At 71.6% G+C, this 1769-nt stretch carries 2 protein-coding genes and 1 pseudogene; 1 reads left to right on the plus strand and 2 read right to left on the minus strand.

Annotation, left to right across the window (positions count from 1 at the left end):
• Positions 1-725: amino acid permease (locus AB0M20_RS41680; RefSeq protein WP_364306870.1), on the plus strand; the 725-nt coding region annotated here is incomplete at its 5' end.
• Here the strand turns inward: AB0M20_RS41680 and AB0M20_RS41685 are convergent.
• Together AB0M20_RS41685 and AB0M20_RS41690 are read right to left on the minus strand one after the other, a co-directional pair.
• Positions 707-1375: a hypothetical protein gene (locus AB0M20_RS41685; RefSeq protein WP_364306872.1), complete on the minus strand. Its 669-nt coding sequence runs from the start codon at positions 1373-1375 to the stop codon at positions 707-709. The genes AB0M20_RS41680 and AB0M20_RS41685 overlap by 19 nt on opposite strands.
• A gap of 65 nt (positions 1376-1440) precedes the next feature.
• Positions 1441-1769: pseudogene (locus tag AB0M20_RS41690) on the minus strand (gluconolaconase); the annotation flags it as partial.

Here is a 1769-nt window from a genome sequence, read left to right on the forward strand (position 1 = left end):
GCGCGGGTACCGTGTTCTTCGCCGTATTCGGGTACGACGCCATGAGCACCGCCGCCGAGGAGGCGCACGACGGCAAGAAGCACATGCCCAAGGCCATCATCCTGTCGCTGATCATCGCGATGATCCTGTACGTGGCGGCCACGCTCGTCCTCACCGGCATGCAGCGCTACACCGAGATCGACCCGGAGGCCGGGTTCGCCTCCGCCTTCAAGGGTGTGGGACTGCCGGTCATCGCGAGCATCATCTCGGTCTTCGCGGTGCTGTCCATCCTCACCGTGATGCTGACATTCCTGCTGGGCGTGACCCGCGTCTGGTTCTCGATGAGCCGCGACGGGCTGCTGCCCACCTGGTTCGCCAAGGTCGACCGGCACGGGACCCCGCAGCGGGTGACCTGGATCGCGGGCATCGGCTCCGCCGTGCTGGCCGGTGTCTTCCCGATCCGTGAGGTCGCCGACCTCACCAACATCGGCATCCTGTCCGCGTTCATCGTGGTGTGCGTCGCGGTGATCCTCTTCCGCTACACCCGGCCGGACACCCCGCGAACGTTCCGTCTGCCGTGGATGCCCGTGGTGCCGGCCTTCGGTGTGCTCGCCTCGCTGTTCCTCATCCTCCAGTTGCACTGGGAGACGTGGGTGCGGTTCGTGGTATGGCTGGCCATCGGGCTGGTCATCTACTTCGCCTACGGCCGCCGGCACTCCCTGCTGAATCAGACCAGCTCGACCTGAGCCGCCGCGACCCACTCGTGCACGGCGCCCTTGACCAGGAGATAGCGGGTTTCATCGACCCCGTCGGTCCGGAGCGCGATCGCCGTCCAGCCGGTCTCCTCGGCGCCGGCCTTCGTGACGTTGCGCGCCGCCAGGGCGGGTAGCGGCACGACCGGGCGGCCGTCCGCTCCGGCGCCGGCGGCGCCCTCTTGCGTCGACACGGCCGCCCGGATGAACGCTTCGGCGATCGTGGCCCGCGCGCGGACGGTCTCGGTCGCCACCGCGGCGCGCCCGCGGACGTCCGACCCCAGCAGGTAGGCGATGCCCAGCACCCCGGCGGCGGTGACGACGGCCGCCACCCAGAGGGCGACATGCTGAGTGCCCGCGGGTGCACCGTCCCACCAGCCGCGGACCGCCGCCCACGCGGCGATCACCCCGGCGCCGAGACCGGCGGCCCACCACTTGTTCGCCGCGGTGGCGCCCGCCTCGATCAGCGAGACGCTGTCCGGCGGGCCCTGGAAGGCGGACCGCAGTCCACCGGCGCCCTTGAGGTCCTTCGCGGACGGCAGCAGGTTGAGCCCGCCGAGCAGAGCTGCCGCCGGCGCGAGCAGGTCGTCGGTCGCGGCGACGGCGGACGAGGGCACCTGGACCTTGAGGTCGGGATCGGCCATCGGAGCACTGTAGAGGATCGGTGCCCAGCAGGAGAGGATCGGTGCCCAGCCGGAGCCGGGGCCCGTCAGCCGGTGGTGACCCGGTAGACGGCGCCGGCCAGGTCGTCGCTCACGTACAGCGCGTTGTCGGGGCCCTGCACCGCCATGACCGGGCGCCCCCAGCGCGAGCCGTCCTCGTCCTGAAATCCGGTCAGCAGCGTCTGCTGAGGGCCGAGCGTGCCGTCGCGCCAGGCGAAGAACGACACCTCGGGGGCGCGCGGCGGTTTGCGGTTCCAGGAGCCGTGGATGCCGGCCAGCGCGCCCTGCCCGTACGCGCCGGCCTGACCGAAGCTCAGGCCCAGCGGCGCCGAGTGCGCGCCCATGCCCTGCTCCACCGGGGGCAGCTTCGAGCAGT

Origin of the sequence: Actinoplanes sp. NPDC051633, assembly GCF_040681735.1 — a bacterium.
GTDB lineage: Bacteria > Actinomycetota > Actinomycetes > Mycobacteriales > Micromonosporaceae > Actinoplanes.

Bases quoted from the DNA above. Each gene is read 5' to 3' on its own strand.
- AB0M20_RS41685 (WP_364306872.1), bottom strand. From the start codon at position 1,375: ATGGCCGATCCCGACCTCAAGGTCCAGGTGCCCTCGTCCGCCGTCGCC.